The sequence below is a fragment of the Inquilinus sp. Marseille-Q2685 genome (genome assembly GCF_916619195.1).
Classification (GTDB): Bacteria; Pseudomonadota; Alphaproteobacteria; order DSM-16000; family Inquilinaceae; genus Inquilinus.
On the sequence record NZ_CAKAKL010000007.1, the window covers coordinates 217,981 to 234,652 of the forward strand.

The 16,672-nt window shown below is 70.8% G+C and carries 18 protein-coding genes; 4 read left to right on the forward strand and 14 right to left on the reverse strand.

Annotated elements, in window-relative coordinates:
- Positions 1-1,146, reverse strand: a complete 1,146-nt coding sequence (locus LG391_RS26835) for a PLP-dependent aspartate aminotransferase family protein (protein WP_225771120.1) — start codon at positions 1,144-1,146, stop codon at positions 1-3.
- A 3-nt stretch (positions 1,147-1,149) separates the two neighbouring features.
- Positions 1,150-2,448 (reverse strand): adenylosuccinate lyase, encoded by a 1,299-nt coding sequence (gene purB, locus LG391_RS26840; protein ID WP_225771121.1) that lies wholly within the window; start codon positions 2,446-2,448, stop codon positions 1,150-1,152.
- Between the two features lie 211 nt (positions 2,449-2,659).
- Between purB and LG391_RS26845 the strand changes: the two genes are divergently transcribed.
- Complete coding sequence (locus tag LG391_RS26845) at positions 2,660-3,286, forward strand: FMN-binding negative transcriptional regulator (protein ID WP_225771122.1); 627 nt, start codon at positions 2,660-2,662, stop codon at positions 3,284-3,286.
- A 183-nt stretch (positions 3,287-3,469) separates the two neighbouring features.
- Here LG391_RS26845 and LG391_RS26850 read toward each other — a convergent pair whose 3' ends face one another.
- From LG391_RS26850 to LG391_RS26865, 4 genes are all read right to left on the reverse strand, one after another.
- Complete coding sequence (locus LG391_RS26850) at positions 3,470-4,126, reverse strand: hypothetical protein (protein ID WP_225771123.1); 657 nt, start codon at positions 4,124-4,126, stop codon at positions 3,470-3,472.
- Positions 4,127-4,202: 76 nt separating this feature from the next.
- Positions 4,203-4,664 carry an MEKHLA domain-containing protein gene (locus LG391_RS26855; RefSeq protein ID WP_225771124.1) on the reverse strand — a complete coding sequence of 154 codons (462 nt, stop codon included), beginning with the start codon at positions 4,662-4,664 and terminating at the stop codon, positions 4,203-4,205.
- Positions 4,665-4,704: 40 nt separating this feature from the next.
- Positions 4,705-6,444, reverse strand: a complete 1,740-nt coding sequence (locus LG391_RS26860) for a thiamine pyrophosphate-dependent enzyme (RefSeq protein WP_225771125.1) — start codon at positions 6,442-6,444, stop codon at positions 4,705-4,707.
- A gap of 59 nt (positions 6,445-6,503) precedes the next feature.
- A complete protein-coding gene (locus LG391_RS26865; protein WP_225771126.1) occupies positions 6,504-7,679 on the reverse strand; it encodes a LeuA family protein in 1,176 nt (391 codons plus the stop codon).
- A gap of 458 nt (positions 7,680-8,137) precedes the next feature.
- Between LG391_RS26865 and LG391_RS26870 the strand changes: the two genes are divergently transcribed.
- The 3 genes from LG391_RS26870 to LG391_RS26880 are packed head-to-tail and all read left to right on the forward strand — an operon-like array spanning position 8,138 to position 9,541.
- Entirely contained in the window at positions 8,138-8,455 is a 318-nt protein-coding gene (locus LG391_RS26870) for a helix-turn-helix transcriptional regulator (protein ID WP_225771127.1), read from the forward strand.
- Positions 8,448-8,942, forward strand: coding sequence for an SRPBCC domain-containing protein (locus tag LG391_RS26875; RefSeq protein WP_225771128.1), 495 nt, complete (start codon positions 8,448-8,450; stop codon positions 8,940-8,942). Before LG391_RS26870 ends, LG391_RS26875 begins: the two co-directional genes overlap by 8 nt.
- Positions 8,930-9,541, forward strand: a complete 612-nt coding sequence (locus tag LG391_RS26880) for an ATP-dependent Clp protease proteolytic subunit (protein ID WP_225771129.1) — start codon at positions 8,930-8,932, stop codon at positions 9,539-9,541. The genes LG391_RS26875 and LG391_RS26880 overlap by 13 nt, the downstream gene beginning before the upstream one ends.
- 148 nt (positions 9,542-9,689) lie before the next feature.
- Here LG391_RS26880 and LG391_RS26885 read toward each other — a convergent pair whose 3' ends face one another.
- The 8 genes from LG391_RS26885 to pcaD all read right to left on the reverse strand — a co-directional run bounded on the left by LG391_RS26885 (position 9,690) and on the right by pcaD (position 16,647).
- Positions 9,690-11,033: a 3-carboxy-cis,cis-muconate cycloisomerase gene (locus tag LG391_RS26885; protein WP_225771130.1), complete on the reverse strand. Its 1,344-nt coding sequence runs from the start codon at positions 11,031-11,033 to the stop codon at positions 9,690-9,692.
- A 179-nt stretch (positions 11,034-11,212) separates the two neighbouring features.
- Positions 11,213-12,418: a 3-oxoadipyl-CoA thiolase gene (gene pcaF, locus LG391_RS26890; protein WP_225771131.1), complete on the reverse strand. Its 1,206-nt coding sequence runs from the start codon at positions 12,416-12,418 to the stop codon at positions 11,213-11,215.
- Positions 12,415-13,191 carry a CoA-transferase subunit beta gene (locus LG391_RS26895; protein ID WP_225771132.1) on the reverse strand — a complete coding sequence of 259 codons (777 nt, stop codon included), beginning with the start codon at positions 13,189-13,191 and terminating at the stop codon, positions 12,415-12,417. The genes pcaF and LG391_RS26895 overlap by 4 nt, the downstream gene beginning before the upstream one ends.
- A 148-nt stretch (positions 13,192-13,339) precedes the next feature.
- Positions 13,340-14,197, reverse strand: a complete 858-nt coding sequence (locus LG391_RS26900) for a CoA transferase subunit A (protein WP_225771133.1) — start codon at positions 14,195-14,197, stop codon at positions 13,340-13,342.
- A 3-nt stretch (positions 14,198-14,200) separates the two neighbouring features.
- Positions 14,201-14,776 (reverse strand): protocatechuate 3,4-dioxygenase subunit alpha, encoded by a 576-nt coding sequence (gene pcaG / locus LG391_RS26905; protein WP_225771134.1) that lies wholly within the window; start codon positions 14,774-14,776, stop codon positions 14,201-14,203.
- Between the two features lie 2 nt (positions 14,777-14,778).
- Complete coding sequence (gene pcaH / locus LG391_RS26910; protein ID WP_225771135.1) at positions 14,779-15,471, reverse strand: protocatechuate 3,4-dioxygenase subunit beta; 693 nt, start codon at positions 15,469-15,471, stop codon at positions 14,779-14,781.
- On the reverse strand, positions 15,468-15,866 hold the full coding sequence (gene pcaC / locus LG391_RS26915) for a 4-carboxymuconolactone decarboxylase (RefSeq protein WP_225771136.1): 399 nt from the start codon (positions 15,864-15,866) through the stop codon (positions 15,468-15,470). The genes pcaH and pcaC overlap by 4 nt, the downstream gene beginning before the upstream one ends.
- Positions 15,859-16,647, reverse strand: a complete 789-nt coding sequence (gene pcaD, locus LG391_RS26920) for a 3-oxoadipate enol-lactonase (protein WP_225771137.1) — start codon at positions 16,645-16,647, stop codon at positions 15,859-15,861. The genes pcaC and pcaD overlap by 8 nt, the downstream gene beginning before the upstream one ends.
- Between the last annotated feature and the right edge of the window lie 25 nt (positions 16,648-16,672).

Below are 16,672 nucleotides of genomic sequence, written 5' to 3' on the forward strand. Positions count from 1 at the left end.
TCAGGCGACGGCGGCCCGCAGCGCCTGCTCCAGGTCGGCGATCAGCTCGGCCGGATCCTCGATCCCGGCGGACAGGCGCAGCAGGTCGTCCGGCGCCGGGCTGGCCGGGCCTTCGACGCTGGCGCGGTGCTCGATCAGGCTCTCGACCCCGCCCAGCGAGGTGGCGCGTTTCCACAGCTCGACCTTCGCCGCCGTGGCGACCGCCGCCTGGGCGCCGGTCTTGACCCGCAGAGACAGCATGCCGCCGAAGCCGCCCTGCATCTGCCGGGCGGCGACCGCATGGCCCTGGGCGTCGTCCAGGCCGGGATAGAGCACGGCCGAGACCAAGTCGTGGCCGCGGAAATGCTCGGCGATGGCCAGGGCCGTGGCCGAGGCCTGGCGCACCCGCGGCACCAGCGTGCGCATGCCGCGCAGCAGCAGCCAGGCCTCGAACGGGCCGAGCACGGCGCCGTTCTGGGCGCGGATGCGCTTGATCCGCTGCCAGGTCTCGTCGTCGCGGGCGGTGGCCAGCGCCCCGGCGATGACGTCGGAATGGCCGTTCAGGTACTTGGTGGCGGAGTGCATCACCAGGTCGGCGCCGAGATCCAGCGGCCGGGTCAGCACCGGAGTCGCCACGGTGGAATCGACCGCCACCCGGGCTCCGGCCGCATGAGCGGCCTCGGCCACCGCGGCGATGTCGGTGACGGTCCACATCGGGTTGGCCGGCGTCTCCAGCCACACCAGCTTCGTCTCGCCGGGCCTGAGCGCGGCGCGGACGGCGTCGATGTCGTGGGTGTCGACCAGCTCGACCCTCAGCCCCCAGCGGGTGGCCTCGGTCACCAGCCAGTTGCGCAGCGACCAGTACATCACCTTCGGCGCCAGCACGTGGTCGCCCGGCGCCAGCGCCAGGAACACCGCGGTCGCCGCCGCCATGCCGGAGGCGAAGACGGCGGCGCCCGCCGCCCCCTCCAGCGCCGCCAGCACCGCCTCGGCCTGGTCGAAGCTCGGGTTGTTGTCCCGGGCATAGACCCGGCCGGACCGGTACTGGTTGTCCGGGTCGCGGATATAGGTGGAGGAGGGATGGATCGCCGGGGTGACCGCCCTGGTCACCGGGTCGACCCAGCCCAGCGCCTGCGCCGCGATGCTGGCGATGGAACGGTCGGCCATGGCTCAGGCCTCCGCGAAGACGCGGGCGAAGATGTCGTCGACGTGCTTGGTGTAGAAGTCGTAGCTGAAGGCGTGGGCCAGGCTCTCGCGCGGGATCGCCTTGGCCACCTCCGGGTCCGCCGCCAGGCGGTCGAGGAAGCTGCCGCCCTCGTGCCACACCTTCATCGCGTTGCGCTGGACCAGGAGATAGGCGTCCTCGCGGCTGACGCCGGCCTGGGTCAGGGCCAGCAGCACGCGCTGCGAGAACACCAGGCCGCCGAGCGATTCCAGGTTCGCCCTCATCCGCTCCGGATAGATCAGCAGCTTGTCGACCACGCCGGTCAGGCGCGCCAGGGCGAAATCGAGGGTGACGGTGGCGTCGGGCGCCTGCATCCGCTCGACCGAGGAATGGCTGATGTCGCGCTCGTGCCACAGCGCCACATTCTCCATCGCCGGCACCACCGCGGCGCGCACCAGCCGGGCCAGGCCGGTCAGGTTCTCGGTCAGGACCGGGTTGCGCTTGTGCGGCATGGCCGACGAGCCCTTCTGGCCCTGGTGGAAGAACTCCTCCGCCTCACGCACCTCGGTGCGCTGCAGGTGCCGGATCTCGATGGCCAGGTTCTCGATCGACGATGCGACGACGCCGAACACGGCGAAGGCCATGGCGTGGCGGTCGCGCGGGATCACCTGGGTCGACACCGGCTCGACCTGCAGCCCCAGCTTGTCGGCGACGTAGCGCTCGACGAAGGGATCGACCGAGGCGAAGGTGCCGACCGGGCCAGAGATGGCGCAGGTGGCGATCTCGCGCCGCGCCTGCACCAGCCGGTCGCGGTTGCGGCGGAAGGCGGCCCAGTGGCCGGCCAGCTTCAGGCCGAAGGTGGTCGGCTCGGCATGGATGCCGTGGCTGCGGCCGACGGTCAGGGTGTGCCGGTGCTCCTCCGCCCGCCGCTTCAGGGCCGCGAGCAGCCCGTCGAGATCGGCGAGCAGCAGGTCGATCGCCTGGGTCAGCTGGATCGCCAGCGTGGTGTCCAGCACGTCCGACGAGGTCATGCCCTGGTGCACGAAGCGCGCCTCGGGCCCGACATACTCGGCCAGGTTGGTCAGGAAGGCGATGACGTCGTGCCGGGTCTCGCGCTCGATCTCGTCGATCCGCTCGACATTGAAGTTGCCGCGCTCGCGCACCGCCTTCACCGCCGTCTCGGGCACGATGCCCAGCTGCGCCATCGCCTCCAGCGCCGCGACCTCGATGTCCAGCCAGATCCGGTACTTGTTCTCCGGCTCCCAGATCCGGGTCATCTCGGGGCGGCTGTAGCGGGGGATCATCGGCGTGGTCCAGATGCGGGGCGGGGAAGGGGCTGGGGCGGGATATAGCAGCATGCGGCGGCAGGGCGGAAGCGCAGGGCCTTGCCGAAACTGCATGCCGCCGGTGCGTCACACCGGAATTGGACTGACAGTATTCGGCCGATTGGTTCTGGCGGCCAGTCCGATTCATCGCCATCTGTCCGGCACCATCCCTGCTGCCCAGGCTATTGCCATGTATGTCCCGCCCGCCTTCCGGGAAGACCGGATCGAGATCCTGCACGACGCGATCCGCCAGGCTGGCCTCGCCACGCTGGTCAGCCTCGGGGCCGACGGCCTCGTCGCCAGCCATGTGCCGATGCTGCTGGACCCGGCGGCGGGGCCGAACGGCACGCTGTACGGCCATCTCGCCAAGGCCAATCCCCATGCCGCCGGCGGCGCACCGGGGACGGAGGCGCTGGCGATCTTCCAGGGCCCGGAGGCCTACATCACCCCGTCCTGGTACGAGACCAAGCGGCAGACGGGAAAGGTGGTGCCGACCTGGAACTACGTCGCGATCCATGCCCACGGGCCGTTCGAGATCTTCAACGATGCCGACCGGCTGCTCGACCTGGTCACCCGCCTGACCCGGCGGCACGAGGGCGGCCGGGCGTCGCCCTGGGCGGTGACGGATGCGCCGGAGGATTTCGTGCGCGCCCAGCTGAAGGGCATCGTCGGCTTCGCCCTGCCGATCGCCCGGCTGGAGGGCAAGTGGAAGATGAACCAGAACAGGCCGGCCGGCGACCGGTTGGGCGTGGCCGAAGGCCTGCGCGGCGAAGGGCGGGCCGAGGTCGCGGCGCTGGTTCCGGTCGACGAAGGCTGAGATCGGGCGGCAATCACAACGGCCATTCTCCGTCCCTCGCGTTGCCTCTGCCGCTTGCCCCTCCGCTGAGCCATTCGCGCGCGGACGCACGCAACCCCTCCCCCAACCCCCTCCCGCAAGGGGAGGGGGAGTTTGGAAGGCTGGACAGGCTGATGATCGGGAGACGGACGGGTGGCGCTGCCCTCAACTGCTGTCCGATTCCGATGGTTCCAGCAGGAGTTGGCCGGTGTCGGGGTCATCCAGCGCCTGCGGCCGGCCTTCCGCAGGTCTGCGGTCGGCAGCCTCCGCCGGCAGGGCGCCGACGGTCACCACCTCGGCGATGCCATCCCAACTCCACGGCAGCGGGATCGAGGGCGGCGGGCGGCCGATCCTGCGGCACACCGCCTGCACGAACTCCTCCGGCGACAGCGTATCCAGCTGCACGTCCAGGATCTCGTCCTCGACCAGCCTCTCGCGCACGAGCTTCCGCACATGCTCGACGTCCTCGGCGTCGTCGGGCTTCGCTGCCGCGACGACCACGGCCTCGGCAGCCTGATCCCGCCGCTGCCGGCGGTGCTGCTCCTCGCCCGACTGCTTGCGTTTGTCCCGACGCATCAGATAGTCGGTCCGGATCCTCTCAGTCATCGCGATCGACAGCCGCACCGACCGGGACAGCCGCGACTGGGTCAACCCGAAATCCGGCGCGTCCGGTCCCGCGGGCGTCCTGTCCTGCTGCCGCTCGATCATCCGCTTGGTGCGCAGGTCGGACTGGACCAGCTCGCGCAACGAATCCAGCGCCCACTGCGTCCAATGCATGTCGGGGTCGGTCGGCCCGGTCTCGTCGGTCTGCGTCATGTCCATGGAACATATCATGAACATAGCGCGGGCAGTTAAGCAATGAACATTGTGTTCACAGCGCGCATCCGGAGTCCGGAAGCTACACCTCCCGCCAGTCCCCGAACGCGGCGGCCTGGCCGTGCAGCGTGCCGGCCTCGTCGATCAGCTGCCAGACGACAGCGCTCTCGATCCGGAAGCGGCGGCCGGATTTGGCGATGCGGACGCCGCGATAGTCGCCGATGAAGCCGTCGCGGGCCACCGCGTCCAGCAGGCGCTGCCGCTCGGCCCGGTCCGGCGCCTCGGCGGAAAGGCGGGAGGGCAGGGTCGTGAACTCGTCCCAGCCATACTCGAAACAGGCCTGGGCCGCCCGGTTGGCGTAGATGAAGCGCGGGTCGGCGTCGGTGTTGTGGGCCAGCACGCAGAAGGGAGCGTCCTCGTACAGCCAGCGCGCCCGGGCCGCGTCGTCGTCTTCGGGGTCTTCCGGCAGCAGCGGCGCGCCGACCAGCCGGGCATGGCTGCCGACGAGGAGGTGGAGGAAATCGGGGTCGCGGGCCAGGCTCACGGGGCGGGCTCCGGGATTGGGGGCGAGGCGACGAGATGCGTCACAGGTTGCCGGCCCTGGGGTTGATGCCGAGGATGTGCCCGGGATCGACCGGCACCGAGACCAGGGTCGAGACCGGGCCGGCGCGGTGGGCGTCGAGGATCTCGTCCAGATTGGCGAGGTCGGGGCGGAGCGCGGCCGACCGCCAGCCGCAGCCGCCGGCCATGGCGGCGAAGTCGATCCGAGTCAGGCGGTTGTGGCGGCGCGAGGCCGGCGCGTCCGGGATGATCGTCTGCACACCCTGCTCGATGATGCCGTAGCTGGCGTTGTCGAGCAGGAACAGCAGGATCCCGAGGTCGCGGGCCTCCGCCAGGCATCCGGCGAACAGCCGGAAGCAGCCGTCGCCGGTGAAGCCGACGACATCGCTCTCCGGCGCGGCGAGCTTGGCGCCGATGGCCAGGCCCAGCACGTTGCCCATGGCCGAGCCGCGATAGAGCGAGAAGAAGCGCGCCCGCGGGTTCGGGCGCTGCAGGACGAATTGCCGGTCCTTGTAGGCCAGGCACACATCGTCGAAGCCGATGGTGTTCGGCCGCCAGCGCGCATCCAGTTCCCGGAACAGCCGGGCCATGTCGACATGGCCCGGCCGCGGTGCCCCGGGCCGGCGCGTGTTCAGGTCGCCCGGGGCCGGGCCGGCGCGAAGGGTCTCCGGCGGCTGCCGTTCGATCCGGCCGAGCAGGGACCGCAGCGCCGTGTCCAGCGGGGCGACCAGCTGCCGGTAGCCGCCGGTCGCGCGGTGCCCGAAGCCGCCCTCGACCTGGCCGTAACCGTCCACGAGGCCGGTCAGGACGAAGGTGTCGCCGGCCGCATACGGGGCCAGGTTGACCGTGTACTCGTCCGGGCAGGCGCCGAGCACCAGCAGCACGTCCTCCGTTCCGATGCCTCGCCAGAGCCGGATGGCCGCGTCGTTCCCGCCGAAGGCGATGTAGCCGTGGCCCCAGGGATTGCCGCGCTCGACCCCGTTGGCGCCGTTGATGCTCCAGATGATCGGCGCACCCAGCGCCTCGCACAGGCGGGTGGTCAGCCGCGGCGCATCGGGCACCCGCGCCAGCTCCTCGCCGGCCAGGATGACGACGCGTCGGCCGCGGCTGCGCTGGCAGAACGCCTCCGCGAACGCGTCCGTCGCGGCCGGCGAGGGGGCCGGGACGGTCTCCGGCGGCGTGCGGTGCGGGGGCGCCGCCATCCCGGTGTTGAGCGCTGCGTGGTCCAGGACCAGGACCACCGGCTTACAGCGCTGCAGCTGGGCATGGGCCGCCCGCAGCTGCCGCGCCACGGTGGCGGCGTCGTCCAGCACAAAGACGCCGTCCGGCAGTTCCGCGCGCAGCTGCGCCAGCATGTTGCTGCCGTGGCGGCTGGTGTCCTGCAGCGGGGACAGCCCTTCGGTCTCCACGGGCGACGCGGCGACGACGTAGACCGCCGGGATGTCGTGCAGCTTGGCGTCGCTGAGGCCGCAGCCGAGCAGCTTGGTCGCCGCCCCGGTCGTGGCGATGCTGGCACCGATGCGGCCGGTCGCCAGATAGCTGCCGAGCGGCACGAAGCCGGAGGCGTATTCGCCGAGCGACAGGAAGCGCAGCCCGTCCGGCCCGCCGGCCGCCTCCTCTCCCGGGCACAGCGGGGTGAGGTGCTGCAGCAGGCGGATCGTGCCGCCGCCGGTGACGCCCGCGCAAACCTCGATCCCCCAGGATTCCAGCGCCGTCACCAGGGTTTCGTAGCCGGTCACGGTTTCCGTCAGATGAATGTCCATGCGAACGCCTCGTGGTCACGCCATCGCGATGCGACGGCCCTGTCTGCTGGGAGATCCGTTCAGACCGGCAGCGCCGTTGCCGGCGTGCTCTGCAGGACCAGGGCGCGCAGCCTGCTGTCGCTGCAGACGGGCTCTTCCGACGCCGTCAGCTCGCGATAGATCGTTTCGATCAGGCCGGGCGTCGGCGACAGGCCGAAGGCCTCGATCTTCGCCTTCAGCGCATGCCGGCCGGAATGGCGGCTGATCACCATCCGCCGCTCGGCGCCGAACATCTCCGGCTCCAGGAACTCGTAGGTCTGGGGGTTGCGGATGATCGCCGCCTGATGGATTCCCGCGGCGGTGGCGAAGGCGTTCTCGCCGATGATGGCCTTGCCGCGCGCCATCGGCAGCTGCAGGCTCTCGATCAGCAGCCGGCAGGCGGCATAGACCCGGTGGAGATCGATGGTCGTCGACCGGCCGAAATGCGCCGGATGGGCAGCCAGCGCGGCGACGACCTCCTCCAGCGCGCAATTCCCGGCGCGCTCGCCGATGCCGCACAGCGTCACCTGGATCTCGTCGATTCCCGCCTCGATGGCGGCGAGGGTGTTGGCCACGGCCAGGCCGAGATCGTCATGGGCGTGCATGGCCACCTTGACCGTCGCCGGCACGCTCGTCCGCACGGCTTCGACCAGGGCCGGCACCCGGCCGGGCAGCAGGCAGCCGACCGTGTCCGGGATCAGGATCATGGTGGCGCCGGCCCGCGCGGCGGATGCGCACATCGCCCCCAGGAAGGCCGGGTCGGCCCGGGTCGCGTCCTCGGGGGCGACGCAGATGTCGTCGAAGCCGACCCGGCGGGCGAGATGGACGGCGCTCTCGATCTCCTCCAGCGCCTGCTGGCGGCTGATCTGGCGCTTGTGGCGCAGATGGATCTCCGAGGCGACGCCGAGGATCTCGATCTGCGCCGCCTGCGCCGGCTCCACGGCCCTGGCGGCGGCCTCGATGTCGGTGCGGCTGGCCCGGGCGAAGGCGCAGATCCGGCTGCCCCGCACCGCTTCGGCGATGGCGCGCACGGCGGCGAGGTCGTTGTCGGACGCGGCCGGGAAGCCCGCCTCGATCGTGTTCACCCCCAGCGCCTCCAGCTCGCGGGCGATGCGCAGCTTCTGCGGCAGCGACATCGCGTTTCCGGGCGCCTGCTCGCCGTCGCGCAGGCTGGTGTCGAAGATCGTCAGCGGTTTCGGCACAGAAACAGTCGACATGATCGAACCTCCGTTCAGGGCGTCCTCTTCTTCCGAAGGACGCCAGGTCCCGATGTCAGGGCATGAATTGCTTCCCCCGATCCGCGGCTGTTCTCTCCGCAATGGATCCGGATCGGGGCGGCAGGTGTGTTTTTGGGGTACGGTTTTCCGAACCTTATTCGCGTATCGCGAATATAGTTTAAATGTGTGAGCCGTTTTTCTGGATTTATTTAGATCATCGGATTTTGTGGAGTCAAAAGATTCCTATTCTCAAAAAGTGCAATCAATTTTATTCTAATGATATAAGAGAATGAGGTGTTATATATTGGTTTTGATGCGATATGGGATTTTCGCCGTGGTGTTTTTCTGCCTGTTATCGCGCCACCTGCCCAAAATATCGCAAATGCCGATGGGCGGAGCTGGTCCGACGCCGAGGAGCGGGCATTGCGAATCAAATAAGTATCCGCTTATATGTTCACATGACCGCGCCCGAGATCTTCCAGGCCTTGGCCGACCCGACCCGCCGTGCCGTGTTCGAACGGCTGGCCGAGGGCGAGCTGAGCGTGACCGAGCTGAAGGCCGGCTTCGCCGTGTCGCAGCCGGCGATCTCGCAGCATCTCGCCGCGCTGCGCCGCGCCGGTCTGGTGGCGGAGCGGCGCGACGGCCGCTTCGTCTACTATCGTGCGGCGCCGGAAGGCCTGGCGCCGCTGGCCGGCTGGATCGACCGCTACCGCGCCTTCTGGCCGGAGAAGGTGGCCCGCCTCAAGACCCTGCTCGAGGACATGGACGATGAGTGATCCCAAGCCCGACGACACCCGCAGCCCGGCCGACATCGTGGTCGACTGCGACCTGGAGCATCCGCCGGAGAAGGTGTGGCGGGCGCTGACCGAGCCGGAGCTGCTCGCCGCCTGGCTGCTGCCGAACGACATCGCGGCGGGGGGGGGGCGGCGCTTCACCCCGCGCGGCGGGGCGGGGACGGACCGGCCGATCGACTGCGAGGTGCTGGCGGCGGAGCCGCCGCGGCTGCTGCGCTACAGCTGGCGCGGCCGGGAGGCGGACGCCGGGGGACGGGCGCTGGAGACGGGGGTGACCTTCACCCTCGACGGCACGGCGGCGGGCGGCACCCGGCTGCGCATCGTGCACAGCGGGTTCCGGGCCGGGGCCCGGGCGACGGCGCTGTGGACCGGCACGGCGGCGCCGCGCCGGTCCGCCGGGCGTCGTGCCGCGGCGCGTCCGCTGGTGAAGGCATCAGCGGCCGGCGGGAGGCTGCGATGGGCGGCATGACCATGAACCTGGTGCCGATGGTGGTGGAGCAGTCGGGCCGCGGCGACCGCGCCTTCGACATCTTCTCCCGCCTGCTGCGCGACCGCATCGTGTTCCTGAACGGGCCGATCGACGACGGCGTCTCGGCGCTGGTCTGCGCCCAGCTGCTGTTCCTGGAATCGGAGGACCCGCGCCGCGAGATCGCGATGTACATCAACTCGCCCGGCGGGGTGGTGAGCAGCGGCCTCGCGATCTACGACACGATGCAATACATCAAGAGCCCGGTGTCGACCGTGTGCATGGGCACGGCGGGATCGATGGGGTCCTTCCTGCTGATGGCCGGCGCGCCCGGCCGGCGCATCGCCCTGCCCAATGCCCGGATCGTGCTGCACCAGCCCTCCGGTGGCTTCCAGGGCCAGGCCTCCGACATCGAGCGGCACGCCGAGGACATCGTGAAGCTGAAGCGGCAGCTGAACGAGATCTATGCCCGGCATTGCGGCCGGACCTATGACGAGGTGGAGCGCACCCTCGACCGCGACCGCTTCATGACCGCCGCGGAAGCGAAGGCCTGGGGGATCGTCGATCATATCTTCGCGCATCGGGAGGATGTGGCGGCTTGATCATAGCGATCTTCAGGGTCGCCCCGCCCAATTCCGTCATGGCGAGGCGCGCAGCGCCGTGGCCATCCAGAGATCGAGCCGCTGGATGGCCGCGCCCCTTCGGGGCTCGCCATGACGGGTCAATATTCAGGCCGCTGGTTCGCAGCCTTCACACGGTCTTCTTTACCGCCGCCAGCACCCGGTCGATGAAGGCGTCCGCCGCGCCCAGGTGGCGGGCGGGGTCGCGCAAAGCGGGCCAGTCGACCGGCGCCTGGGACATCTCGGCCAACAGGTCGAACAGGTGGCGGCCGGTGGCGGTGGCTTTCGCCGCCGCCTCCTTGACCAGACGCTGGGCCTCCGGGCGCGGCATGTGGGCGGCCAGGGCGAAGCTGGCCGCCTCGGCCAGCAGAAGGCCGTGCGAGGCTTCGAACTGCTGCGCCATCCGGGCCGCGTCGACCGTCAGGCTGCCGGTGACGGCAAGGGCGTGGTTCAGCGCCGCACCGGCGGCCACCGCCATCTGCGGCAGGACCAGCCATTCGACCGGCCAGGCGCTGCCGTCACGCTCATGCTCATGCAGCATCGCCTGCTGCAGCTGCCCGGCCAGGCCGGCGTTGAAGCGGGCCAGGGCGACCAGGGTCTCCGGCCCCACCGGGTTCGATTTCTGCGGCATGGTCGAAGAGCCGCCTCCGGCGCCCGGCCGCACCTCCGCCACCTCGGTCTGGGCCAGGAGGATCAGGTCGCGGCCCAGCTTGCCCAGCGTGCCGGTGACCAAGGCCAGCCAGCCGGCGAATTCGGCGATGCCGTCGCGCTGGCTGTGCCAGGGCATCGGCGGCACGGCAAGGTCCAGGATTTCGGCCAACACGGCCTCGACCTTCACGCCGTCCTTGCCCAGCGCGCCCAGGGTTCCGCTCGCCCCGCCAAAGGAGAGTAGCAGCAGGCGCGGCTTCAGCTCCCGCAGCCGGTCGCGATCGCGCAGCAGCGGCGCCAGCCAGCCCGCGGCTTTCAGGCCGAACGAGACCGGCGTCGCCTGCTGCGACCGGGTGCGGCCGGGCATCACCGTGGCGCGATGGGCGTCGGCGAGACCGGCCAGGGCCTCGACCAGCGTATCCAGCCGGCCCTCCAGGATCGCGATCACCCGGCGCAGCCGCAGCACCAGCCCGGTGTCGAGGATGTCCTGGCTGGTGGCGCCCCAATGCACCGCCTGGGCCGCCTCTTCGCCCGCTGAGGCGGCGACCGCCTGGCGCAGCGCCGAGACCAGGGCGGGCACCGGCACGCCGTCCTCCGCCGTCTTCGCGGCCAGCGCCGCCGGGTCGGGAATCAGCGCGCCGGCGGTCGCGGCGATGGCGCTGGCGGACGCGGCGGGGATCACGCCGCAACGCGCCTCGGCCTCGGCCAGCGCCGCCTCGACCTTCAGCATTGCTCGCAACGCCGCCTTGTCGCTGAACAGGGCGGCGGTCTCCGCGTCGGAGAGCAGCGGGCCGATCAGGGCGGAGTCGAAGGGTGAGACGGTCATGGCTCACGGTCGGGATCAGGGGCAGATTGCCTCTCCCGCCTGGCGGGAGAGGTCGGGCTCGCGCAGCGAGACCGGGTGAGGGCTGGCCCAGGCCTCGACAAACTCCCCTCACCCGGAGCCGCTTCGCGTCTCCGACCTCTCCCGCAAGCGGGAGAGGCAAAAATGGACTGCGCCGCTTCTTACACCGCTTCCAGCGCCAGGGCGATGCCCTGGCCGACGCCAATGCACATCGTGGCCAGCGCCCGCTTGCCACCGGTCAGGCTCAGCTGCAGCGCCGCGGTGCCGGCGATGCGGGCGCCGGACATGCCGAGCGGGTGGCCGAGGGCGATGGCGCCGCCGTTGGGGTTCACCTGCGGCGCGTCGTCCGGCAGGCCGAGGTCGCGGGTCACCGCGAGGGCCTGGCTGGCGAAGGCCTCGTTCAGCTCGATCACGTCGAAATCGCCGATCGACAGGCCAAGGCGCGCCATCAGCCTGCGGCTGGCCGGGGAGGGGCCGAAACCCATGATCCGCGGCTCCACCCCGGCCACGGCGCCGCCGAGGACGCGGGCGATCGGGGTCAGGCCGTGGCGCGCCGCCGCGGCCTCCGACGCCACGATCAGCGCCGCGGCGCCGTCATTGACGCCCGAGGCGTTGCCGGCGGTCACGGTGCCGCCCTTCCGGAACGGGGTGGGCAGGGCGGCCAGCTTCTCCAGCGAGGTCTGGCGCGGATGCTCGTCGCGGTCGACCACCACCGGCTCGGCCTTCCGCTGCGGGATCGTCACCGGCACGATCTCGCGCGCCAGCCTTCCGTTGGCCTGGGCGGCCAGCGCCTTCTCCTGGCTGCGCAGGGCGAAGCCGTCCTGGTCGGCGCGGCTGACGCGGAACTGCTCGGCCACGTTCTCGCCGGTCTCGGGCATCGAATCCGTGCCGTACAGCTCCTCCATCCGTGGGTTGACGAAGCGCCAGCCGATGGTGGTGTCGTAGACCGCGTTGGACCGAGAGAAGGCGGTGTCGGCCTTCGGCATGACGAAGGGGGCGCGCGACATGCTCTCGGCACCGCCGGCCAGCATCAGCTCGGCCTCGCCGGCCTTGATCGCCCTGGCGGCGATGGTCACGGCGTCGAGGCCGGAGCCGCAGAGGCGGTTGACGGTCGCGCCGGGGATGCGCGAGGGCAGACCGGCCAGAAGCAGCGCCATGCGGGCGAGGTTGCGGTTGTCCTCGCCGGCCTGGTTGGCGCAGCCGAGCACGACGTCGTCGACCGCCTCCCAGTCCACCTTGGCATGGCGCTCGACCAGCGCCTTCAGCGGGATGGCGGCGAGGTCGTCGGCCCGCACCGCGGACAGGGCGCCGGCATAGCGGCCGATCGGGGTGCGCAGATAGGCGCAGATATAGGCGTCGCGGCTCATGCGGCCTCTCCATGGGCGATGCGGGTGCGCTCCTTCAGGTCGCGCAGCGTCTTCAGCTCCAGCGCCGAGGGCGGCGGGGTCTGCTCGAGATTGTCGGCGAAGCGGACGGTCCAGCCGCAGCTGTCCTGCACCTGCTCGCGGGTCACGCCCGGATGCAGCGAGACGACCGTGAACTCTTTGGTCACCGGGTCGGGGCGCCAGACGGCGAGGTCGGTGACCAGCAGGGTCGGGCCCTTGGTGGTGACGCCGTGGCGGGCGCGGTCGTCGCCGCCGGTGCCGTGGCCCAGCGAGGTGAAGAAGTCGATCTTGTCGACCATGCCGCGCCTGTTCTGCTTCATGGTGATGAAGATCTCGCCCGAGGAGGTCGCGATCTCCGGCGCGCCGCCGCCGCCGGGCAGGCGGACCGACGGGTGGTGGTAGTCGCCGATCACCGTGGTGTTGATGTTGCCGAAGCGGTCGAGCTGGGCGGCCCCGAGGAAGCCGACCGTGATCCGCCCGCCCTGCAGCCAATAGCGGAACATCTCCGGCACCGAGACGGTGGTGACGGCGGTGTCGCACAGCTCGCCGTCGCCGATCGACAGCGGCAGCACGTCGGGCGCGGTGCCGATGGTGCCGCTCTCGTAAATCAGGGTGATGTCCGGGGCATGGGTCAGCCGCGCCACGTTGCAGGCGGCGGACGGCGCGCCGATGCCGACGAAGCAGACATCGTCGTTGCGCAGCGCCCGGGCGGCGGCGATGGTCATCATCTCGTCGGGGGTGAAGGTCTCGGTCATCTCACACCGCCAGGCACTTGCGTTTTATGAGTGTCATGCCCGGGCTTGACCCGGGCATCCAGGAAATGCCGATGCCGCACTGGGTGGCCCCTGGATTGCCGGGTCAAGCCCGGCAATGACAATAAGGGGAAAGACCGGTCCGTCACCCTCACGCCCTCCCGCTCAGCGGCGCGACCCGGCCGGCGAAGGCGCTGGGGGCGCTCTCGATCACGTTCTCCTTCATCCAGGCGAGGAAAGCCTCGCGGTCGGCGGCGATCCTGTCCCAGGCCAAGTAGAAGGCGTTGTCGCGCGGGTAGTAGCCATGAGCGTAGGACGGGTGGGCGCCGCCCGGCACATGCACGATCGAGGTCACGGTCCAGCGCGGCAGCACGCAGGCATTGGGGTGGACGCCGTCGAAGTCCTCGACGATCTCCTCCACCGTCACCACCGAGCGCTTCGCCGCCAGCACCGCCTCCTTCTGCACGCCGACGATGCCCTCGATCAGCACGTCGCCGCGGCGGTTCGCCTTCTGGGCATGGATGAAGGTCACGTCCGGGCGGATCGCCGGGACGGCCGCCAGGGTCTCGCCGGTGAAGGGGCAGGTGACCGACTTGATGTTCGGGTTCACCTCGGCCAAGCCGGCGCCGCGATAGCCGCGGAACACGGCGCAGGGCAGGCCGGCCGCCCCGGCCTCGTAGGCGTTGGCCATGGCGGCGTGGGAATGCTCCTCGATCGCCACCGGGTTCGGCCAGCCCTTCTCGACCGCGTCGCGGACGCGGCGCAGCAGGCCGACGCCGGGGTTGCCGGCATAGGAGAAGACCAGCTTGCGGGCCATGCCCATGCCGATCATCTGGTCATAGACCAGGTCGGGCGTCATCCGCACCAGGGTCAGGTCGCGCCTTCCCTGGCGGATCGCCTCATGCGCCGCGGCGTGCGGGATCAGATGGGTGAAGCCCTCGAAGGCCGCGGTGTCGCCGTCATGAAGGTTCTCGGCGACGGCCTCGGCCAGGATCTGGAATTTCGCCATGGGTCAGATCTCGAAGAAGACGGTCTCGCCGTCGCCCTGCATGCGGATGTCGAAGCGGTAGCGGCCGGGGCCATCGGGCTGGGCGATCAAGGTGCCGCGGCGCGCCTCCGGGACGGTGTTCAGCACCGGGTCGCTTGCATTGGCGGTTTCCTCCGGGAAGTAGATCCGGGTGAAGCAATGCACCAGCATGCCGCGCATGAAGACGATGACGCTGAGATGCGGCGCCTGGCCCGGCCCGGGGGCGCCCGGCTTGATCGTGTCGAAGACGAAGCGCCGCTCCGGATCCGTGCCGGTGCCGCAGCGGCCGAAGCCGGTGAAGCCGTCATTGGCGGTGCGCTGCGGTCCGGGGAACAGCCCTTGGGAATCCGCCTGCCAGATCTCGACCAGCGCGTCCTCGATCGGCTGTCCGGCGCCATCCAGCACCCGGCCGGCGACGCGGATGCGCTCGCCCGCCACCGTGTCGCCGGCGATGGAGCCGTCGGCGATCTGCGGGAAGTCGTAGCCATATTGCCGCGGCGTCAGGCCGTAGGCGAAGAAGGGGCCGACCGTCTGCGACCCGGTCTGGGGAAGCTTCGCCACGATCAGCCCTCCATCGGCGTCGCCAGGCGCCCGCGCAGCACGATGTCGAACTCATAGCCCAGCGCGTATTCCGGCTCGGTCAGGTCCAGCCTGAAGGCCGCGATCAGGCGCTCGCGCCCGGCCGGGTCGGGGATGCTGTTGAACATCGGGTCCAGCGTGTGCAGCGGGTCGCCGGGGAAGTACATCTGCGTCACCAGCCTTGTGGCGAAGGCCGGGCCGAACAGCGAGAAGTGGATGTGCTGCGGCCGCCAGGCATTGGCGTGATTGCGCCAGGGATAGGCGCCCGGCTTGATGGTGAGGAAGCGATAGCGGCCTTCGGCGTCGGTGACGCAGCGGCCGGCGCCCAGGAAGTTGGGGTCCAGCGGCGCGTCGTGCTGGTCGGCCTTGTGGATGTAGCGGCCGGCGGCGTTGGCCTGCCACAGCTCGACCAGCGTGTTCGCCACCGGCCGGGCATCCTCGTCCAGCACCCGTCCGGCGACGATGATGCGCTCGCCCAAAGGCTCGCCATTGACCCGGCCGTTGCGGGTCAGGTCGGCCTCGCCCTCCGGCGCCGCGGGGAAGGACGGGCCCTGGTGCTCGGACAGGGCGCCGGAGAGCGGCACCAGCGGCTGCGACGGGGCGCGCAGGACGGTGGAGCGGTAGCCTTCGTAGAGATGCGGCGGGTGGATGCGCCAGTCGCGCGGCTGGAAGCTCACTTCGTCTCCTCCCGGTCGGCGCCGTCGCGTTCGGCGTAGACCTGCTTGGCGATGGCGAAGGCGGCGTTCGCCGCCGGCACGCCGGCATAGACCGCGACATGCAGCAGCGCCTCGCGGATGTCCTCCGGCGTCGCGCCGGTGTTGGCGGTGGCGCGGAGATGCATCGCCAACTCCTCATGATGGCCCAGCGCGGCCAGCAGGGCGACGGTCAGCATCGACCGCTCGCGATGGGTGAGGTGAGGGCGGCTCCAGACCCCGCCCCAGGCGCCGCGGGTGATGAACTCCTGGAACGGCGCGTCGAACTCGGTGGTGCGGGACTGGGCGCGGTCGACATGGGCGTCGCCCAGCACCTTGCGGCGCACCGCCATGCCCCGGTCGTGGAGCGGATCAGCCATGGCGATCCTCGTCGATGAAATCCCGGATCAGCCCGGCCAGAAGCTCCGGCGCCTCGACGCAGGGGATGTGGGCGACGCCCGGGATGTCCCGGTAGCGCGCGCCGGGGATCAGGGCGGCGAGGGACCGCACCAGCTCCGGCGTGGTGGCGATGTCGGCGGTGCCGCACAGGCACAGGGTCGGCACCGCCACGGCCCGGGCCGCGGCCGTGAGGTCGGCGTCGCGCAGGGCGGCGCAGGCGCGGATGTAGCCGTCTACGGGAGTGCGGCTCAGCATGGTGCGGGCGACCGCGACCAGATCCGGCTGCCGCGCCCGGAAATCGGCGGAGAACCAGCGCTCCATCGTCGCCTCGGCGATGCTCGCCACGCCGCCGGCCTCGACCGCGGCGATCCGCGCCTGCCAGGCCTCGGCCGTGCCGATCCTATGAGCGGTGTCGCAGAGGACCAGTCGGTCGACCAGATCCGGCCGCAGCCTGGTGAGGCCGAGCGCGATCATCCCGCCGATCGACAGGCCGACCACCGTCGCCCGACCGATGCCGCAGGCGTCGAGCAGCGCCGCCAGGTCGGCGGCATGGGCGTCGATGCTGTCGCCGCCCTTGCTGGTCGACAGGCCGTGGCCGCGCTTGTCGTAGCGGAGGGTGCGATAGTCCGAAAACTGCGGCACCACCGCATCCCAGATGCGGAAATCGGTGCCGACCGAGTTGATGAAGACCAGGGCGGGCGCGTCGCGCGGGCCCCTGTCCTCGACATGCAGCACGATGCCGTTCGCCTTGACCGCGTCCATCCCCTTGCCCTGGCTCGATTCCTGC